20 protein-coding genes are annotated in these 18,586 nt (G+C 75.4%); 8 read left to right on the plus strand and 12 right to left on the minus strand.

The window, feature by feature from the left end; all coding sequences use genetic code 11:
• Positions 1-158: 158 nt before the first annotated feature.
• Together DNL40_RS15365 and DNL40_RS15370 are read left to right on the plus strand one after the other, a co-directional pair.
• Positions 159-1,940, plus strand: coding sequence for a DUF4012 domain-containing protein (locus DNL40_RS15365; protein WP_146252118.1), 1,782 nt, complete (start codon positions 159-161; stop codon positions 1,938-1,940).
• 125 nt (positions 1,941-2,065) lie between these two features.
• Positions 2,066-2,854, plus strand: a complete 789-nt coding sequence (locus DNL40_RS15370) for an LPXTG cell wall anchor domain-containing protein (RefSeq protein ID WP_111252144.1) — start codon at positions 2,066-2,068, stop codon at positions 2,852-2,854.
• 130 nt (positions 2,855-2,984) lie between these two features.
• Here the strand turns inward: DNL40_RS15370 and dtd are convergent, their stop codons facing one another.
• From dtd to DNL40_RS15410, 8 genes are read right to left on the minus strand one after another with little or no spacing between them, the layout of a single operon-like run.
• Entirely contained in the window at positions 2,985-3,410 is a 426-nt protein-coding gene (gene dtd / locus DNL40_RS15375) for a D-aminoacyl-tRNA deacylase (RefSeq protein WP_111252145.1), read from the minus strand.
• On the minus strand, positions 3,407-4,456 hold the full coding sequence (locus tag DNL40_RS15380; RefSeq protein ID WP_425450792.1) for an asparaginase: 1,050 nt from the start codon (positions 4,454-4,456) through the stop codon (positions 3,407-3,409). The genes dtd and DNL40_RS15380 overlap by 4 nt, the downstream gene beginning before the upstream one ends.
• Positions 4,450-4,782 carry a DUF2516 family protein gene (locus DNL40_RS15385; RefSeq protein WP_245885986.1) on the minus strand — a complete coding sequence of 111 codons (333 nt, stop codon included), beginning with the start codon at positions 4,780-4,782 and terminating at the stop codon, positions 4,450-4,452. Before DNL40_RS15385 ends, DNL40_RS15380 begins: the two co-directional genes overlap by 7 nt.
• Positions 4,783-4,808: 26 nt before the next feature.
• Positions 4,809-5,234, minus strand: coding sequence for a type II toxin-antitoxin system VapC family toxin (locus tag DNL40_RS15390; RefSeq protein ID WP_111252146.1), 426 nt, complete (start codon positions 5,232-5,234; stop codon positions 4,809-4,811).
• Between the two features lie 24 nt (positions 5,235-5,258).
• Positions 5,259-5,555 carry a type II toxin-antitoxin system Phd/YefM family antitoxin gene (locus DNL40_RS15395; RefSeq protein ID WP_111252147.1) on the minus strand — a complete coding sequence of 99 codons (297 nt, stop codon included), beginning with the start codon at positions 5,553-5,555 and terminating at the stop codon, positions 5,259-5,261.
• Between the two features lie 59 nt (positions 5,556-5,614).
• Positions 5,615-6,739, minus strand: coding sequence for an FUSC family protein (locus tag DNL40_RS15400; protein WP_245885987.1), 1,125 nt, complete (start codon positions 6,737-6,739; stop codon positions 5,615-5,617).
• Between the two features lie 40 nt (positions 6,740-6,779).
• Complete coding sequence (ygfZ, locus tag DNL40_RS15405) at positions 6,780-7,991, minus strand: CAF17-like 4Fe-4S cluster assembly/insertion protein YgfZ (RefSeq protein ID WP_245885988.1); 1,212 nt, start codon at positions 7,989-7,991, stop codon at positions 6,780-6,782.
• Between the two features lie 37 nt (positions 7,992-8,028).
• Positions 8,029-8,679, minus strand: coding sequence for a heme-binding beta-barrel domain-containing protein (locus DNL40_RS15410; protein WP_111252148.1), 651 nt, complete (start codon positions 8,677-8,679; stop codon positions 8,029-8,031).
• A 563-nt stretch (positions 8,680-9,242) separates the two neighbouring features.
• Here DNL40_RS15410 and DNL40_RS15415 point away from each other — a divergent pair.
• Positions 9,243-9,920, plus strand: coding sequence for a YceI family protein (locus tag DNL40_RS15415; protein ID WP_111252149.1), 678 nt, complete (start codon positions 9,243-9,245; stop codon positions 9,918-9,920).
• 9 nt (positions 9,921-9,929) lie between these two features.
• On the opposite strand, the gene DNL40_RS15420 is transcribed toward DNL40_RS15415, so the two are convergent.
• On the minus strand, positions 9,930-10,667 hold the full coding sequence (locus DNL40_RS15420) for a hypothetical protein (RefSeq protein ID WP_111252150.1): 738 nt from the start codon (positions 10,665-10,667) through the stop codon (positions 9,930-9,932).
• Positions 10,668-10,991: 324 nt separating this feature from the next.
• On the opposite strand from DNL40_RS15420, the gene DNL40_RS15425 reads away from it, so the two are divergent.
• Both DNL40_RS15425 and DNL40_RS15430 read left to right on the plus strand, forming a co-directional pair.
• Positions 10,992-11,780 (plus strand): winged helix-turn-helix transcriptional regulator, encoded by a 789-nt coding sequence (locus DNL40_RS15425; protein WP_111252151.1) that lies wholly within the window; start codon positions 10,992-10,994, stop codon positions 11,778-11,780.
• Complete coding sequence (locus DNL40_RS15430) at positions 11,780-12,724, plus strand: alpha/beta fold hydrolase (protein ID WP_111252152.1); 945 nt, start codon at positions 11,780-11,782, stop codon at positions 12,722-12,724. Before DNL40_RS15425 ends, DNL40_RS15430 begins: the two co-directional genes overlap by 1 nt.
• A gap of 35 nt (positions 12,725-12,759) precedes the next feature.
• Here DNL40_RS15430 and nth read toward each other — a convergent pair whose 3' ends face one another.
• Positions 12,760-13,536, minus strand: a complete 777-nt coding sequence (nth, locus tag DNL40_RS15435; RefSeq protein ID WP_111252153.1) for an endonuclease III — start codon at positions 13,534-13,536, stop codon at positions 12,760-12,762.
• Between the two features lie 172 nt (positions 13,537-13,708).
• Between nth and DNL40_RS15440 the strand changes: the two genes are divergently transcribed.
• Complete coding sequence (locus DNL40_RS15440) at positions 13,709-14,386, plus strand: Crp/Fnr family transcriptional regulator (protein ID WP_111252154.1); 678 nt, start codon at positions 13,709-13,711, stop codon at positions 14,384-14,386.
• 99 nt (positions 14,387-14,485) lie between these two features.
• Here the strand turns inward: DNL40_RS15440 and DNL40_RS15445 are convergent, their stop codons facing one another.
• Both DNL40_RS15445 and sp36 read right to left on the minus strand, forming a co-directional pair.
• Entirely contained in the window at positions 14,486-14,959 is a 474-nt protein-coding gene (locus tag DNL40_RS15445) for a RidA family protein (protein ID WP_111252155.1), read from the minus strand.
• Positions 14,959-15,123 carry a Sp36 family protein gene (gene sp36, locus DNL40_RS15450; RefSeq protein WP_111252180.1) on the minus strand — a complete coding sequence of 55 codons (165 nt, stop codon included), beginning with the start codon at positions 15,121-15,123 and terminating at the stop codon, positions 14,959-14,961. The genes DNL40_RS15445 and sp36 overlap by 1 nt, the downstream gene beginning before the upstream one ends.
• Before the next feature lie 146 nt (positions 15,124-15,269).
• On the opposite strand from sp36, the gene DNL40_RS15455 reads away from it, so the two are divergent.
• Positions 15,270-17,603 carry a transglycosylase domain-containing protein gene (locus DNL40_RS15455; protein ID WP_111252156.1) on the plus strand — a complete coding sequence of 778 codons (2,334 nt, stop codon included), beginning with the start codon at positions 15,270-15,272 and terminating at the stop codon, positions 17,601-17,603.
• Positions 17,600-18,556 carry a metallophosphoesterase gene (locus DNL40_RS15460; protein WP_111252181.1) on the plus strand — a complete coding sequence of 319 codons (957 nt, stop codon included), beginning with the start codon at positions 17,600-17,602 and terminating at the stop codon, positions 18,554-18,556. The genes DNL40_RS15455 and DNL40_RS15460 overlap by 4 nt, the downstream gene beginning before the upstream one ends.
• Positions 18,557-18,586 lie beyond the last annotated feature (30 nt).

Below are 18,586 nucleotides of genomic sequence, written 5' to 3' on the forward strand. Positions count from 1 at the left end.
TCCCCCGGTCCGAGGACGGGCCGGCAGGCGGTGCGCCCGCCGCGGCCGCCCCCGCCGCGTCTCCGGAGCACCCTCCCGGGCGTTCTCCTGCGTCTCCTCCTCCTCGCGCGCCACGACGGCGCCACCTGGGCCGCTGGGTGGCCGCCTGCATCGTGGCCGTGCTGCTCGTCCTGGCCGTGTGCGCGCTGCTCCTGGCCCGCGACGCCCGCGCCGCGAGCAGGGCGCTGACCTCGGCCGGGGACCGCATGCCCGCCCTCGAGGCCGCGGCGAGCGGTGACGGAGACCCGGCCGCCCTGTCCGCGCAGCTCGCCGCGCTCCAGCGCGACACCGGGGAGGCGCGGGCCGCGACAGGCGGCCCGCTGTGGGCGGCGGCGGCGCACCTGCCCGCCGTCGGGCCCACGCTCCACGCCGTGGCCGTCATCGCGGCCGCGCTCGACGACGTCGCGCACGACGTCGCCCCCGTGCTGGTGGACGCCCGCGAGACGGTGGCGCTCACCGCCCGCACACCCGACGGCGGCCTGGACCTGGACGCCCTGCGCGCCGTGGCCCCCCGCGTCCAGCAGGCCGACGCGACGCTCACCGACGTGCGCTCCCGGCTCGGTCAGATCGACGCCGACGAGGTCATGGACCCGCTCGCCCAGCCCATGGAGACCCTGCGCGGGCGCGTCGACGACCTCGCCTCCACCGTGGCCACGGCCGACCGTGCGGCGACGCTGCTGCCCGCCATGCTCGGCGCGGACGGGCCGCGCACCTACCTGCTGCTCGCGATGAACAACGCCGAGCTGCGCACCGCGGGAGGCATCCCGGGCGCCCTGGCCCTGCTGCGTGCCGACGGCGGGCGCATCGAGGTGGTCCGCCAGGTCTCCACCGGCGAGGTCGGCCCGTTCCCCACCCCGGTGCTGCCGCTCGACCCGCAGGCCGCCGCCGTCTTCACCGAGCGGCTCGGCACGCACGTGCAGGACCTCACGCTCACCCCCGAGTTCCCCACCACCGCCACCCTCGCCGCCGGCATGTGGGCCGCGTCGCAGGGCGAGGACGTCGACGGCGTGCTGGCCACCGACCCGGTCGCCCTGGCGCACCTGCTGCGCGTCACCGGCCCCGTCGAGGTGGCCGTCCCCCCTGACGCCGCCGCACGGTTCGGCAGCCCCACCGTCACCGTGGGGCCCGACGACGCGGTCGCGCTGCTGGAGAACCAGATCTACACCGTGCTCGAGCCGGAGCAGGCCGACGCCTTCTACGCGCAGGTCACCGCCGCCGTCCTCGGCCGGCTCGGGTCGCCCGACATCGCCCCGGCCGACGTGCTGCCCGCCCTGCGGCAGGCCGCGGCCGAGCGCCGCCTGCTCGTCTGGTCCGCCCGGCCGGACGAGCGGCAGCGCCTCGACGGCACGCTCCTGGCCGGCGCCTTCCTGTCCTCCCCGAGCGCCGCCGGAGCCCTGGGGGTGTTCCTCGACGACACGGTCGTGGGGAAGATGACCTGGTACCTGGACTCCTCCGTGCACCTGGTCTCCTCCCGCTGCACGGCGCAAGGGCGGCTCGACACGGTCGACGTCACCCTGGCCTCCACAGCCCCCGCCGACGCCGGCACCGTGCTGCCCCGGTACGTGGCGGGCCCGCCCGGCGGCGACGTCCCGCCCGGCACCGTGCGAGCCGTGCTGCGCGTGGCCGCGCCACGGGACGCGGACGCACCCCGGCTCCAGCGCGACCCGGGCGGTGCCGCCATCCCGCTCGGGGCGCAGACCGCCCGGCTCGACGGCCGCCACCTCGCCTCCACCACCGTGACGCTCGCGCCCGGGGACTCGACCACGGTGCGGGTCGAGAGCCTGCTGCCGCACGCCGCGACCGCAGCGCCGGGCGGGCACCCCACCACCCTCGACGTGTGGTCGACGCCGACCGCTCACGCCGGGGGGCTCCTGAGCGCACCGGTGCCCGCCTGCGGCTGAGGGGACGCCCCGGGTGAAAGGCGCCGACCGGGCCACCTTTCACCCGCCCCCGGGTGATTCGCTCCGGACGAGCACGTGCCTAGCGTGGAAGGCACAGGGGGCCGCCACCGACGAGGGACACGGCCATGAGCGCACACCGCCTTGCACGACCTCGCACCGCCCCGCCTCACCTCCTCGCCAGCGCCGCCGCCCGTGCGGCAGCGCTGGCGATCCTCCTCTCCGGAGCGATCCTGCTGGCCCCGCCCGCCTCGGCCGACGTCGGCCCCGCACCCGAGCCGCCGGGGTACGCCCCGCCGCCTCCCCCGACGCTCGACCTGACCGTGCTGGAACCGATCTGCGACGGCGACGTGCCCTACCTGCGCTACGCCGTGGACGTCACCGGCACCGAGGCCAGCAGCGTCACGATCACGTGGATCGACCCGGGCGGCGACGACGTCGTCCAGGCCGGCCTGCCGATGTCCGGTCGCGTGCTGTGGCCCGGCGCCGTCGTCGGCCCCGCGGGCGAGCCGCTCGACTGGCCCGGCTGGCGCCTCGAGGGCGACACCTGGGTGGAGGGCGACGAGTTCGACTGGGTACGCCCCTCGGTGGACGTGCTGTTCCAGGTCAACCCCGAGGCCACGGTGACGGTGGCCTATCCGCCGTCGTCGCCCGACTGCGCGACCAACCCGCCCGGGGCTCCGGCCGGGAACCCGCCGAGCGGTGCGACGTCCACGCCCGCGGCCGGAGCACCCGGTGGCGCAGGGGCCGGTCTACCGGGTGCTCGTGCGGCGCAGCCCGGGTCGGCCCCCGTGGTCCCGGGATCCTCGTGGCTGCCCACCACCGGCGCCCAGGTGGCCGGGACCGTCATCGGGGCGGCCGTGCTCCTCGCACTCGGCACGGCGGTCGTCGTGCTGGCCAGGCGTCGTCGCGCGTGAGGGACGGGCGCTGACGGCGACGGCGGCCCCGGTGGTGCGATCCGCCGGGGCCGCCGGTCCGCAGGCCCGCTCCGCGGTGCCGCCGTCTGTCCGTGCACGGCACCGGCCGCTGAGCGAGCCGCAGGTTCCGTCAGGCCTCGAGCAGGAGGGTCACGGGGCCGTCGTTGACCAGATCGACGGCCATGTCGGCACCGAACCGACCCGTGGCGACCTCGAGCCCTCGGGCGCGCAGCGACTCGACCACGGCGTCCACCAGGGGCTCGGCCACCGGTCCCGGCGCCGCAGCGCCCCAGCTCGGCCGACGGCCCTTGCGCGCGTCCCCGTAGAGGGTGAACTGGCTGACGACCAGCACGGGCGCACCCTCGTCGGTCACCGAACGCTCGTCACGCAGGATCCGCAGCTCCGCGACCTTGCGGGCCACGGTCTCCGCCTGCGCAGGCCCGTCGTCGTGCGTCACACCGACCAGCACCAGCAGGCCGGGCCGGTCGATCGCGCCGACCACCTCGCCGTCGACGGTGACGCTGGCACGGGTGACGCGCTGCACCACGGCTCTCATGCGCGCACCTCGGCGGCCCGGCCCGGCGCGACGGCGGCCGCGAAAGGCACGCGCACCTCGCCGACCGGCTCGCCGTGCCCCAGCACGGGCACGGTGCCGAGCGCGTCGAGCGCGCCGGCGTCCGCACCCGGCACGTCCAGCGCCCCGGCCGCGCGCAGCACCGCCGCGAGCAGCGCCGGACGCGGTCGGCCCGCGCCGTCGAGCACCTTGAACGCGAACGCGGCCCCGGACGGCAGGGCGCCGGCGTAGACGCCCTCGGCCCCGTCCTTGCAGAACAGGCCCGGCACGGCCCGCATCGCGTCCGTGACGTCCCGGCCGGTGCCGCCCACCATCTCCGGGTGCGCGGACATCGCAGCCGCCACCTGGGCCTCCGCCGACCCCTCGGGGGCCGTGGCCATGCGGGCGAACGCCCGGGCCAGACCCTCGAGCGTGGTCGACAGCAGCGGTGCGCCGCAGCCGTCCACCGTCACGTGCGGCGGGGCCTCGTCACCGGTCAGCTCGCGCACGACGTCGGCCACCGCCCGCTGGAGCGGGTGCCCCGGGTCGCGGTAGGTGGCCGTGTCCCAGCCGGCGGCCACGCAGGTGGCCAGCATCGCCGCGTGCTTGCCGGAGCAGTTCTGCGCCACCGGTTCCGGACCATGGCCCGCCTGCTGCCACGCCAGGGCCGACGGCGCGTGCAGCGGCAGGTCGGGGGTGTTCTGCAGCGCGTCCAGCCCCAGGCCGGCGGCATCGAGGATCTCGCGCGCGCCGTCGAGGTGCACCGGCTCGCCGTTGTGGCTCGCCGCGGCCAGCGCCAGCAGCCGGCCGGGCAGGTCCAGCCCTGAGCGCAGCATCGCCACGGCCTGCAACGGCTTGAGGGACGAGCGGGGGTAGACCACCGCGCCCGGGTCGCCCACCGTCAGCACCGGCTCGCCCGACGGTGCCAGCACCACCAGGTGACCCAGGTGCACCGACTCCACCAGCTCGCCGCGCACCACCTCGGCGAGCAGCCCCGCACCATCGGCCACGGACGCCGTGCCGGGCTGCGGGGCGGCGGCGCTCACCACTGCGGACCCCGGGGCCGCCGCGGACCGTTGCCGGTGCCGTACGGCTTGATCGCAGGGCGCACGTCCACCCAGTAGATGACTGCCGGGGCGAGCGAGATCAGGTTGAGGATCGGCGCCGTGACGTAGCTCGGCGGCAGGCCCAGCACACCGATGACCAGGGCGATGCCCAGGAACAGCAGCCACCGCTGCTTGGTCTGCTTGCCCTCGGCCGCGAACGCCCGCTGCGGGCGCCGCACGGCGTCCACGAGGGCCACGACCTGGAAGGCGACGATCCCGACCGCCAGCACGGCGATCAGCAACAGCTGGAAGCTCCCGATGATGGACACGGAGGGAGCCTACGGGAGCACGCCGCTCAGGGGAGCACCGTGAGGGCCCGTGCCCGGGCGGCACCCGCCACGTGCTCGTCCCACGCCGCCACCACCGTCTCCGGGTGCGCCACGGTCAGCGCGGAGGCCACGTGCATCGCGTCCCCCGCCCGCAACGGCACCGGGCTGGAGGCCACGAGGTCGGCCGCGGCACGCACCACCTGGTCGCCCATCTCCACCACGTGCATCGCCGGCCACAGGCGCTCCCACGCCGCGACGGCGTCCGCGTGCCCGGCGGCGTCGAGCAGCCCCGCCCGCTCCCCCGCCGCGAGCGCCGCCCGCACCTCGACGTCGGCGATGCGGCTGGTCACCGCGAGGTCGGCCCGGTTGAACAGCGCGGACGCCAGCGCCGACCCCGGCTCGGGGAGGCACAGCTTCACGAGCGCTGACGCGTCGAAGTACACGATCGCCATCTGTCTCCCTCTCCTCGGCCGCCGTCAGCGGCGGATGCGGCGCACCAGGCCGGACACGGCAGCCGCCCCGCGCGAGGCGCGCCCGGCGGCCACGGGGACCTCGCCCGACGGCGCCTGCGGGGCCGTGTGCGCCGGGCGCTCGACCTGCGCGGGGGTGAGCAGGCCGTCCCGCACCAGCCCCTGCACGAGGTCGGCGGCGTCGATGCCCGAGAGCCGGGCGACGGGCAGCCCGCGGTCGGTGATGACGACCTCCTCGCCGGCACGAGCCCTCTCGATCCACGACTTGAGCTCGGCGCGCAGCGCGCTCACGGCGACCTCCATGGGCGACGACGGTACCGGCGCGCCGTCGTCACGACCAGACCCCGTCCGCCGTGGGTGGCTCAGAGCTCGGTCAGCGCGGCCCGTGCCTCGTCGGGGTCCACGCCCGCGGCCTCCAGGGCGTCGACCACGGGCGAGCGCAGCAGCAGCACCAGCGCCTGCACGTTCCAGTCGTCGGCGGCGGCCCGCGGGTCGGCGTCGTGCGCGAGCTCGAGCAGGGTCTCGCGGGCGGTGGCCGGGTCCTGGCCGGTGGCGACGGCGGAGGTCAGCAGGCGCAGCCCCGCGGCGTAGCGGTCCAGCAGGTCGGCGAGCCGCGCGCGGTCCTGGGGGTCGGCGCGGCGCAGGCCCGACGGCGCCCTGCGGGCCAGCACGCGCACGCTGCGCATCGCCCGCTCCACCAGCACGGCCTGCTCCTCCAGCCGCACCAGCTCCTCGCGGTGCACCCGGTTGACGTTGACCCGGGCCTGGTCGGCGGCCGCGTGCGCGCGGTCGAGCCACTCCGTGAGCGCCGGGTCCGCCGCGCGCCCGCGGACCAGCGCGGCGTGCATGCCCTTCTCGTCGCCGTCGCGCACCGCCGTCGCGAGCATCTCCACGGTCGCGGCCAGCGCGTTGGTGGCGTTCGTCCCCAGGGTGCGCAGGCCGCGGCGCGGGTCGCCCGGGGTCAGGAGCGCCACGAGGAGGGCGACCAGACCGCCCACCAGGGCGTCGGTCCAGCGGCCGATCGCACCGTCCATGAGCGACGGCAGCCCCACGACCACGACGGCCTGGGTGCCCGCCTGGGTGGCCAGCACGGCCCCGCGGTCGATGAACCGGGCCAGGAGCGCGGAGACCAGCACCACGCTCACCAGCTGCCACCACCCGGACCCGATGAGGTGCACCACCAGGTCGCCCATGCCCACGCCGACGGCGACGCCGAGCGCCACCTCGGCGATCTTGCGCAGGTCACGCTCGAACGAGAACCCCAGGCAGACCCACGCGGCGATCGCGGCGAAGAACGGCTGCGCGTGCCCGAGCACGTAGTGGCCGATGCCGTAGGCCACGCCCGCGGCCAGGGACGCCTGCACGATCGGCCAGAACGAGGCCCGCACGCGCGCCCAGCCCTGCCGCGCCCGGGCCCGCAGCACGAGCGAGCGCACCACGGTGCCCGCCAGGCGGGCCGCCGGCCCGGCGCCGTCGTCGACGCTCACCGCCGCGCCCCCGAGAGGCTCCCGCGACCGGCCACCCGGCTCAGACCAGGCTCTGGTGGCCAGGCGCCGACAGACCTCGCGTCACGGGGCCGCGCGCCTCCGGCCGGTCGGCCGAGACCCCCTCGCCGGGCACCACCGTCTCCTGCGCCGCCGCGACCTCGACCCGCTCGCCGCCCGTACCGTCCGGCGACGCCCCGATGACGCCCACCACCAGCAGCTCGGCGTCCTCGGGCACGTTCCGCTTCACCACGGCCAGGCCCACGGGGCCGAGCTCGTGGTGCCGGGCCACCGACGTCAGCGTGCCCACCGCACGCCCGCCGTCCCCCAGCAGCACCTCGGCACCAGGATCGGGCAGCACGTGGCCCGACCCGTCCAGGTGGAGGAACACCATGCGGCGCGGCGGGCGGCCCAGGTTGTGCACGCGTGCCACCGTCTCCTGGCCGCGGTAGCAGCCCTTGTGCAGGTGGACGGCCGTGCGCAGCCAGTCGAGCTCGTGCGGGATCGAGCGGTGGTCCACCTCGCGCGCCAGGCGGGGGCGGAACGCCTCCACGCGCAGCGCCTCGGTGGCCCACGTGCCCGCCAGGCGCCAGCCGGCCGCCTCGCGCACCGCGACCTCGGCTGCCAGCCGCTCGCGCGGCACCAGCACCAGCCGCCACGGCCGCTGCATGCCCGGGTGCTCGCCCTCGGGCGGGCCGTAGCGGGTGCCACCGGCGGCCACGCGCGGCCACGAGTCCCACCAGGTCAGCGGCTCGTCCTCGGCCCCCTCGGCGGCGACCGGCTCCCCGAGGGCCGCCCACTCGCCGGTCACGTCCGCGACCTCGACCCGCAGCATGAACCGCATCCGGTCGAGCCAGGCCGCCAGCGGGGCCGCGTGGTCCGCCTCGGTGATCAGCCAGGTGGCCTCGCCGTCGTCCACCACGCTCGCCGCGTGCTCCACGTGGCCGTGCGGGCTGAGCACGAGCGTCTCGGTGGACGTGCGCGGCGCCAGCGCCGCCAGCTCCTGCGAGGTGATGTCGTTGAGCCACCGCAACCGGTCCGGGCCGGCCACCCGCACCACGCCCAGGTGCGACTGGTCGACGACGGCGCCCCCGCGCGCCAGGGCACGCTGCTCGGCCACGGGGTCGCCGTAGTGCCAGGCGACGCCGGCGTCCGGGCCGGTGGCCGCCACGGCACCGTGGCGGCCCAGCAGCGGGCTGGCATAGGCGGGCGCGGCGACGTCGTCGCCACGGGTGGTCTGGGGCGCCTCGGTCACGGCACACCTCCTGCGCCGGCAGGGCCGGCGGACGGGCTCAGACCCGGTCGAGCCGGGCCGACGCGTACGAACGGAGCGGGTGGCCGAACGCGGCGAGGTCCTCCACCCACATGAGCTGGCCCTCGACCAGCCCGTAGAGCCGCTTGGCGGCGGTGACCTCGGACGCCGTGGACGTGCGCGCCACGAAGTCCGTGGCCAGGTCCACGCGACCGTTGCCGACCATGCCGAGGAACAGGCTCATGCGGCCCGACGCGTCCGCGACCAGCACCTCGAGGGCGTGGCGGTCCTCCTCCATGCCGTCGGGGCGGTCGCTCGAGACGCGCCAGTAGCCCGTCTCCGTCGACCACACGGTGCCGGCCGTCTCCTCGGGGGCGGGCACGCCGGCCTCCGCGCTCTCCGGCACGGCGACGGGCTCGGGCCACTCACCCTCGGACGGCGGGAAGTCGGGGACCTCGTCGGCGGCGGCGCCCGCGGTCCCCGGCACCGCCGGGGGCGGCGTGTCGAGCACGCGGATCGTCGACTCGAAACGCAGGTACGGGCCGCCGTCGTGGTCGAACACGACGTCGTTGACGAACGCCCGCGACTCGATGCCCGGGTACTCCACCACGCCCTCGCCGCGCCAGCGGCCCACCAGCCAGGCCAGCGGGTACACCTCGGGCGCCAGGCCCTCGGGGAAGGCGAAGGGCATCAGCGCTGACCCTGGAACAGCTTGTAGACGACGTACCCCGCGAACCACGCGATGGCGACCGTGGTGATGCACAGGAGGACGATGAAGAAGACCTCGAGACCGTGGTACATGAGCCCGATCCTAACCGTCGGGACGGCCCGGCGCGGGCGCTCGCCCGACCCGGCCCCGCGAGGCGGGCCGCACGGGGTGCGACGAGCGGCACGGACCCGGGGCGTGGGTGATGACGTACGTCACGTGCGACGGCTGCGGGTGAAAAGCACCCCGCGACGGCTGCGATAGTTGAAGCACGAAACACGGGCGCTCCCGCCCCGCCGCACGCCCCGGGCCCGCCACAGCCCGAGCCGCCCCGCGGCCGGCCTCACGGCACGGCCGCCACGGTGCGGGCGCGGCGTCGCCGAGCACCGCGCCGACGTACGCAGCGCCGACGAGCACGACCGACGTGCCGCGCCGACGCCCCCCGCGCACACCGGTGCGGCGCACGAGGCACGGACCGCGCGGCCACGCCGCCCTCCGGACCGGGACGGGACCCCGTGGTGCACACGAACCCGACCCGAGGAGCTCCCGTGAACGACCTGCCCCTGCGGACGTGGAACGGCCTCGTCATCCCCGCCCGCGGCGCCTACCACCTCGACGCCGAGCACATGCGCGTAGGCTTCAGCGTCACCCACATGATGGTCGCGTCGGTGCGCGGCGAGTTCACCCAGGCGTCCGCCCACGCGTGGATCGCAGAGGACCCCCTCCAGTCCCAGGTGGCCGCCCAGATCCAGGTCGCCTCGCTCGACACCGACAACGCCGAGCGCGACGGGCACCTGCGCAGCGCCGACTTCTTCGACGCCGACAGCTACCCGGTCGTGTCGTTCCGCTCGACCGGCATCACGTGGCAGCCGCAGGCCGACCCGATCTTCTCGTGGGCGCGTCTCAAGGGGCACCACCCCGACCGGGCCACCGCCGTGCCCGCGAGCGCCACCGCGCCGTCCACCCGGCTCCAGCTCCACGGCGACCTGACGATCCGTGGCACCACCCGCCCCGTGACCCTCGACGCCGAGTTCGGCGGGGCCCGCCGCGACCCCTACGGCCGCGACATCTGGGGGTTCAGCGCGAGCGCCCAGGTGGACCGTGAGGAGTTCGGCCTGGTGTGGAACATGGCGCTGGAGACGGGCGGCGTGCTGGTGGGGCGCTCCGTGCGGCTCGAGCTGGCCGGCGAGTTCATCCGCTCGGACGGCGTCACGGGCCGCGGCTGAGGCCGCCGCTCAGCCCAGGAGCACGCGCCCGACGGCGAAGACGAGGATCCCGCCCAGGGTGACGGGCACCGCGGCGGCGGCCAGGCCGGCCCGGGGCCCGGAGAGGCTGCGCAGGCGCTCGAACAGCAGCCGCAGCGCGGCCACGCCGAGACCTCCGGCAAGGCCGGCCACCAGCCCCGTCAGCGGCTCGACCTCGGGCACCACGGCACCGGCGGCGGCGCCGGCCACGGCCGCGACGGCGACCGCGCCCAGCGCGCCGACCCAGCCGGCGGCCACGGGCAGCGCCGACAGGGCCGCCGCGACGGCGACGGCGAGCGCCGCCGTCACCACGAGCGCCGCGCCACCCGTCGAGCGGCCGGTCGCGATCCAGCCGGACGCGGCCACGGCGAGCACCGCCCCGGCCACCGTGCCGCTCACCGACTCCACCAGCCGGGGCCGCCCGTCGCGCCGCAGCATCTCGGCGAAGAACGCGAGCACCAGGGCCATGGCGACGACGATCGGCAGGTGCCGCAGCACCGGCTCGCCCTGCGTCGCCCACGCCACGCCCACGGCCGCCACGCCCGCCGCCGCGACCACGAACGTGGTGCCGCCCGGAGCCGGCACCCGCAGCAGCGGCGCCCAGCCGAGGGCCAGCAGCACCACCAGCACGGTCACCACGCCGGTCAGCCACAGGGTCCCGGCATAAGCCCCGGCCGCGACGGCAGCGGCGAGGACGGCGGTCGTCACGGCACGGGTGCTCAGGCTCACGGGGACGAGTATCCCGGACACCCGCCGCGCGCCGCGCCCGCGTCGCGTGTGACGGCCGTGCGACGAGCAGGCGACAGGCGTGCGACGGACCGGCGTCGGGCAGGGCCTGGACGGGGCAGCGAGGTGTCCGGGAAACGAGGACGTAATGTGGTCGTCACGTGACCCAGGGCATACTGCCCAGGATCACAGAGGTGTGTCGGAAGGGTGTGGGGCACCGTCGCAGGGCGGTACCTTGTCGGGCAGCACGGCCCCGAGGACGGGCTGCCGGGCCACGGCGACCGCTGTGGGCACCCGCCCCCGACGACACCGGGAGGAGGTGCGCCGATGGCCGAGCTGTTGATCCTGACGCCCGCGACAGGCGGGTCCGTCGAGGTGCTGCCCGCCCTGGGGCTGCTCTCCCACCGGGTGCGCGTGCTGCCCATGGAGCCGTCCGCCCTCGTGGACGCCCCGGACTCCGACGTCGTGCTGCTCGACGCCCGGCGCGACCTGGTCGCCGCCCGCACCACGTGCCGCCTCCTGCACGCCACCGGTCTGACGGTGCCGCTCGTGCTGATCCTCACCGAGGGCGGTCTCACCGTCGTCACCCACGAGTGGGGTGCCGACGACCTCCTGCTCGAGACGGCGTCTCCTGCCGAGGTCGAGGCACGCCTGCGCCTCGTCGCCGAGCGCACCTCGCGCGGCCCCGTCGAGGACTCCCCGCAGGAGATCTCCGCGGGCGACCTGGCCATCGACGCCGGCGGCTACACGGCCCGCCTGCGCGGCCGCCCCATCGACCTCACCTACAAGGAGTTCGAGCTGCTCAAGTACCTGGTGCAGCACCCCGGTCGCGTGTTCACCCGCGCCCAGCTGCTGCAGGAGGTGTGGGGCTACGACTACTACGGCGGCACTCGCACCGTCGACGTCCACGTGCGGCGCCTGCGCGCCAAGCTCGGCCCCGAGCACGAGCAGCTCATCGGCACCGTCCGCAACGTCGGCTACCGGTTCGACCCGCCCAAGGACCGCACGCCCGGCGATGCCGACGGCAGCCGGACCACGAGCACCGCGGCGGCCCCCGGCACCCGCCCCACCGACGGCAACGGCGGCACCCGGGCCGCCACCCCCGCGCGCCGCTGATGGGCGAGATCCCCCCGGCCTCGGACTACTCGTCCGCCCTCGTCGAGGGTCCCTGGCGCCACGAGCTCGTGCCCGCCAACGGCGCCCGCTTCCACGTCGCCCTCGCCGGCCCCGAGCGTGCCCGGGAACGCCCGTCCGGCCCGCCCCTGGTGGTGCTGCTGCACGGCTTCCCGCAGTTCTGGTGGGCGTGGCGGCACCAGGTCGAGGCCCTCGCCACCGCCGGCTACCGCGTCGCCGCGATGGACCTGCGCGGCACCGGGGCCTCCGACAAGCCCCCCACCGGGTACGACACCCCCACCCGCACCCGGGACGTGGCGGGCGTGGTGCGCTCCCTCGGGCACGACCGCGCCGTCGTGGTCGGCCACGGCACCGGTGGGGCCGTCGCCTGGGCCATGTCCACCCTCCAGCCCGCCGTGACCTGCGCCGTCGCCGCGCTGTCCAGCCCGCACCCCGCGCACGTGCACGCCACCGTGCGCCAGCTCCTGACGCCCCGCGCACTCCAGCTCCTCGCCTTCGCCCAGGTACCCACGTTCCCCGAGCGGGGCCTGCGCGACGGCGACCTCCTGGAGCGCGTGCTGGCCCTCGGGGCCGCCACCCCGTTCGCCTCCGACGACGTCGACCTCTACCGCACCGTCATGCGCATCCCGTTCGCCGCGCACACCGCCATGGAGTCGCTGCGCTGGACGGTGCGCTCCACCCCGCGGCCCGACGGGCGCCGCTACCTGGCGGCCGTGCGCCGGGCCGTGCCCGTCCCCGCCCTGCAGCTGCACGGCAGCGCCGACGGGCTCCTCCGCCGGGAGCGGGCCGACGTCGACGCGGCCGCGTTCGCGCGCGACCTCCGCTACGAGGTGGTCGACGGTGCCGGGCACTTCCTCCCCGAGGAGGCGCCGGACGACGTGAACCGGGTGCTGCTCGACTGGCTCGCGCGCGTCGCCCCGCTCTGACCCGGTGCCCTGCGCCCTCCGGCGGCGTGCCGCTGTCAGGCGGCCGGCGGCTGCGGCGTGCTCGGCGACGGCGTCGGGCCCGGCTTCACCAGCTTCTCCGCCGCGTCCGGGTCCGTCTCCCCGATGCCGAACGACGGGCACCACCGCGCCACCGGGCAGGCCCCGCACGCCGGGCGGCGCGAGTGGCACACCCGCCGCCCGTGCCACACCAGGTGGTGGCTGAGCATCGTCCAGTCCCTCTTCGGGATCAGCTCGCCCACCTCGTGCTCGACCTTGACCGGGTCCTCCGACGTCGTCCACCCGAACCGGCGGGCCAGCCGCCCGAAGTGCGTGTCCACCGTGATGCCCGGGACGCCGAACGCGTTGCCCAGCACCACGTTCGCCGTCTTGCGACCCACCCCCGGCAGCGTCACCAGGTCCTCCAGCCGCGCCGGCACCTCGCCGTCGTACCGCTCCACCAACGCCTGCCCCAGGCCGATCAGCGCCCGCGCCTTCGCACGGAAGAACCCCAGCGGCTTGAGGATCGGCTCCAGCTCCTCCGGGTCCGCCCCCGCGTACGCCGCCGCGTCCGGGTAGCGCGCGAACAGCGCAGGCGTCGTCGCGTTCACCCGCACGTCCGTGGTCTGTGCGCTCAGCACCGTCGCCACCAACAGCTCCAGCGGCGTCGTGAAGTCCAGCTCCGCGCGCGCGTCCGGGTACGTCCGCGCCAGCTCACGGTCGATCCGCCGGGCCCGGCGTACCAGCGCCAGGCGGGACTCGCCCGTCGGGGTCGCAGCGGGCTGCTCGGCGCCCGCGGCCGTCGTCGTCGGCACGAGAGCAGGGTAACCAGCGCCACCCACGCGCAGCGCGACCAGGCCTCCTGCGCCCACCTGACCCGCGAACGGGGCGATGTGAGGCAGACTTGAGAACCGGAACACACATCTGCAACCCGGACCGGGACGCCCGCGAGGCCGGCCTCCGGTCCCGAGAACGTGAGGAACCCCCGTGGACGACACCGTCGTGCTCTCCGCCCCGCTCTTCGCCGACATGGAGGAGGAGGAGACCCGCGCGCTCCTCGAGACCATGATCCCGGTCGAGCTGTCCCGTGGGGACGTGCTCTTCCGGGAGGGCGAGCCCGGCGACCGCCTGTACGTCATCGCGCAGGGCAAGATCAAGCTCGGCCGCCGCTCCAGCGACGGCCGCGAGAACCTCCTGTCCATCCTCGGCCCGGGCGAGATGTTCGGCGAGCTCTCCCTGTTCGACCCGGGCCCCCGCACCGCCACCGCGTCCTCGGTGTCCGACTCCCTCGTCTACGAGCTGCGCCACCAGGCCCTCGTCGCCTGGGTCAACGCCCACCCCAAGGTCGCCACCCAGCTCCTCGGCGCCCTGGCCCGCCGCCTGCGTCGCACCAACGAGACCCTCGCCGACCTCGTCTTCTCCGACGTGCCCGGCCGCGTCGCCAAGGCCCTGCTCGACCTCTCGACCCGCTTCGGCGAGCCGTCCGACGAGGGTGTCCGTGTGGCCCACGACCTCACCCAGGAGGAGCTGGCCCAGCTCGTCGGTGCCTCCCGCGAGACGGTCAACAAGGCCCTCGCGGACTTCGCCGGCCGCGGCTGGGTGCGGCGCGAGGGGCGCGCCGTCGTCCTGCTCGACATGGACCGCCTGGAGCGCCGCGCGCGCTGACAGGCGCTGCGGCAGCCCGTGGCGAAGGCCCGGTCCGGACGGACCGGGCCTTCGCCACGTCGGCGGCTCAGAGGCGTCCGGCGCCGCCGCCTCACCGGCTCACGAGCGGAGCTCGACCACCAGCTCGACCTCGACCGGGGAGTCCAGGGGCAGGACGGCGACGCCGACGGCGGAGCGGGCGTGCACGCCCGCGTCGCCGAAGACCTCACCCAGCACCGTCGAGGCGCCGTTGATGACGCCCGGCTGCCCCGTGAAGGACGGGTCGCTCGCGACGAAGCCGACCACCTTGACGATGCGGACGACGTCGTCGAGCGAGCCGGTCAGGGACTTCACCGCGGCCAGCGCGTTCAGGGCGCACGTGCGCGCGTAGTCGGCCGCGGTCTGCGGGTCCACCAGGCCCTCGCCCACACCCACCTTGCCCGTCTCCGGCAGCGCGCCGTCGACGAACGGCAGCTGCCCCGAGGTGTACACGTACGAGCCCGTGCGCACGGCCGGCACGTAGGTGGCCACCGGCGCCGCGACCTCGGGCAGCGTGATGCCCAGCTCCGCCAGACGAGCCTCCACGCCCGCCATCACTGGCCGCCCGTCGGGCGCTTGAGGTACGCCACCAGCCCGGTGCCGTCGGGGCCGGGCACCACCTGGACGAGCTCCCAGCCGTCAGCACCCCACTGGTCGAGGATCGCCTTGGTGTTGTGGATGAGGAGGGGGATCGTCGCGTACTCCCACGTCGTAGCCATGCGCACAGGCTAACCGTGCCGGGCCGCACGCAGCACGGGGCCGGGACCGGCGGACGACGTGGTGAGCAGCGCTTTGCACAGGACCTGCACACACACGTCCCACCCCGCCCGGCGCGCTGCCAGGGCGACCCCGTACCCTGGGAAACATGGCGAGTCGACGCACCGCGAGCCCCCACGAGCCCCGGCGGATCACCCGCACCATGCCCGCGACCCAGCTGGTCGCGCTGCTGCTCGCGTTCGTGCTCGCCGCAGGCACCGGCGGCATCCTCGCCGCCGGGCTCGTCATCCCCGTCGCGCTCGGCGCCAACGCCGCCACCGACAGCACCATCGAGCTGTTCGAGGAGGTGCCCGACGAGCTGCAGCCCGGGCCTCTCTCGCAGGCCTCGTTCGTGTACGCGGCGGACGGCACCCAGCTCGCCACGTTCTACGCGCAGAACCGCATCGTGGTGCCCCTCGACCAGGTCTCCGACGCGATGAAGCACGCGGTCATCGCCATCGAGGACGAGCGCTTCTACGAGCACGGGGGCATCGACCCCCGCGGCATCACGCGAGCGTTCGCGAACAACCTGGCCGGCCAGTCGACGCAGGGCGCCTCGACGCTCACCCAGCAGTACGTCAAGAACGTGCTCATCGACCAGGCGGAGCAGGAGGGCGACCCCTTCGGCATCCTCGAGGCCCGCGAGGACTCCGTGGAGCGCAAGCTGCGCGAGGCCAAGCTCGCCATCGCGCTCGAGAAGGAGATGAGCAAGGACGAGATCCTGCAGGGCTACCTCAACGTGGCCCAGTTCGGGATCACCACCTACGGCGTCGAGACCGCGTCCCGGTACTACTTCAACAAGTCCGCCGCCGACCTCACCCCCGTCGAGGCCGCCACGATCGCCGGCGTCACCAAGGCGCCCAGCCTCTTCGACCCCACGGCCAACCCCGAGCAGGCCGAGGCGCGCCGCAACATCGTGCTCAACAAGATGTACGGCCTCGGCTACATCACCGCCGACGAGTACAACGAGGCACGCACCACGCCGCTGGCCGACACGCTGCACATCACGCCCGTGCCGGTGGGCTGCCAGGCCGCCGGCGGGTCGGCGTTCTTCTGCGACTACGTCATCAAGGAGATCATGGGCAGCCCCGAGTTCGGGGAGACGACTGCGGAGCGCCGTGCGCTGCTCTACCGCGGCGGCCTGCAGATCACCACCACCCTCGACCTCGGCAAGCAGATCGCCGCCGAGGAGGAGATCACCGGCCGTGTGCCCGCCGAGAACAGCGCCGACCTCGAGGCCGCCATCGTCTCCGTGGAGCCCGGCACCGGCAAGATCCTCGCGATGGCCCAGAACGAGCCGTACGACCCCACGAGCAACCCGGCACCGGGCACCACGTCGGTGAACTACTCCGCCGACTTCGCCCGCGGCGGTTCCCGCGGCTTCCAGCCCGGGTCCACGTTCAAGCCGTTCGTGCTCGCCGAGTGGCTCAAGGCCGGCCACACCCTCAACGAGACGGTCAACGCGACCAAGGTGACCCGTACCAACCGGGACTTCACCAACTCGTGCGGCGGCGTGAACATCGCCCCGTGGAGCCCCGCCAACACCGAGGGCTCCATCGGTGGTCGCATGCCCGTGCTGCGCGCCACGTACCTGTCGATCAACACCGCCTACGTGGACATGGCCAGCAAGCTCGACCTGTGCAACATCGGTCGCACCGCGTGGGACATGGGCTTCCGCCCGACCCAGACCAACACCGGCCGCCCGGTGCACGACGCCACGTTCGAGGACATGTACATCACGCCCTCGATGGTCATCGGCACCCTCGAGACATCGCCCCTCCAGCTCGCCGCCGCCAGCGCCACGCTCGCGAGCAACGGCACCTACTGCGAGCCCGTGGCCATCACCAAGGTGGTCAAGCCCGACGGCGAGGAGCTCCCGGTGCCCTCGGCCAACTGCAACCCCAACGCCCTGCCCCCGAACGTGGCCGCGACGGTCACCCACGCGATGGAGAGCGTCATCACCGAGGGCACCGCCCGGGGCCGCGGCCTCGACGGCGGGCGCCCCGCCGCGGGCAAGACCGGAACCAACCAGCTCTCGGCGCAGACGTGGTTCATGGGCTTCACGCCGCAGCTGGCCACCACCGTGTGGGTGGGCGAGGCGTCCGGCAACACCTCGCACCTCAACATCTGGTTCGAGGGGCGCCACTACCGCCCGCTGTACGGCTCGCACGTGGCCGCGCCCACCTGGCAGGCGTACATGAACCGCGCCCTGGCCGGCGCCCCGGTGATCCCGTTCCCCGGCCCGGACCCCGCCCTCGTCGGCGCCGCTCCCCGGCCCACCAACACGGCGCCGCCGGCGTCCGGCGGCGACGGCGGCCAGCCGCAGCCTCAGGGCCCGGAGCAGCCGGCCGCCCCGGAGCAGCCGGCACCCCCCGCGCAGCAGGATCTCCAGGAGCAGATCCAGGAGTTCTTCAACGATGGCGGCGAAGGGGCCGGCAACTGAGCCGGACCGGCGCACGCCGGGCGCTCGGCACGCTCGGGGGCTTCGCCGCCCTCGGTGCCGCGGGGCTGGCGTACGCGCACGTCGAGACCAAGCTCTTCACCGTGCGGCACGTGACGGTGCCCGTGCTGCCCCCGGGCGAGCGAGACCTGCGGGTGCTGCACGTCAGCGACCTGCACCTGGTGCCCACGCAGCGGACCAAGCTCGCGTGGATCCGGTCGCTCGCGGAGCTCGAGCCCGACCTCGTGGTCGACACGGGCGACAACCTGGCGCACCGCGGAGCCGTGGGACCGCTGCTCGACGCGCTCGAGCCGCTGCTGTCGACCACCCCGGGCGTGTTCGTCATGGGGTCGAACGACTACTGGGCCCCGTCGTTCAAGAACCCCGCCCGGTACCTGTTCAAGGACTCCCGCGTCATCCACCGCGACCCGGAGCCCCTGCCCTGGGACCGCATGGTGGCGGCGTTCACCGAGGCCGGCTGGAAGGACCTCGACAACCGGCGCGACGTGGTGGTCGCCGGCGGGCGCACGCTCTCCTTCGTCGGGGTGGACGACGCCCACCTCGACCTCGACCGGCTGCCCGTGCGCCCCGCGGGAGCGGCGCCGTCGGGCCCTGTCGGTGCGGACGACGCCGTGCTGCACCTGGGTGTCACGCACGCCCCGTACGTACGGGTGCTGGACCAGATGCGGGCCGACGGCGCCGACATGGTCATCGCCGGGCACACGCACGGCGGGCAGCTGCGCGTGCCGTTCTACGGCGCGCTCGTGACCAACTGCGACATCGACCGCCGTCGGGCCTCCGGCCTGCACGGGTGGCCGGGTGCCCGCCCCGACCAGCCCGGCGGCGCGGACTCGACCTGGCTGCACGTCTCGGCCGGCGCCGGCACCTCGCCGTACGCGCCGGTCCGCTTCGCATGCCGCCCGGAAGCGACGCTGCTCACGTTCACCGCCAGGTAGCGGATCCCGTTTTCGTCCTGGCGGCATGCT

The sequence above is a fragment of the Xylanimonas oleitrophica genome, from assembly GCF_003244315.1.
Classification (GTDB): Bacteria; Actinomycetota; Actinomycetes; order Actinomycetales; family Cellulomonadaceae; genus Xylanimonas_A; species Xylanimonas_A oleitrophica.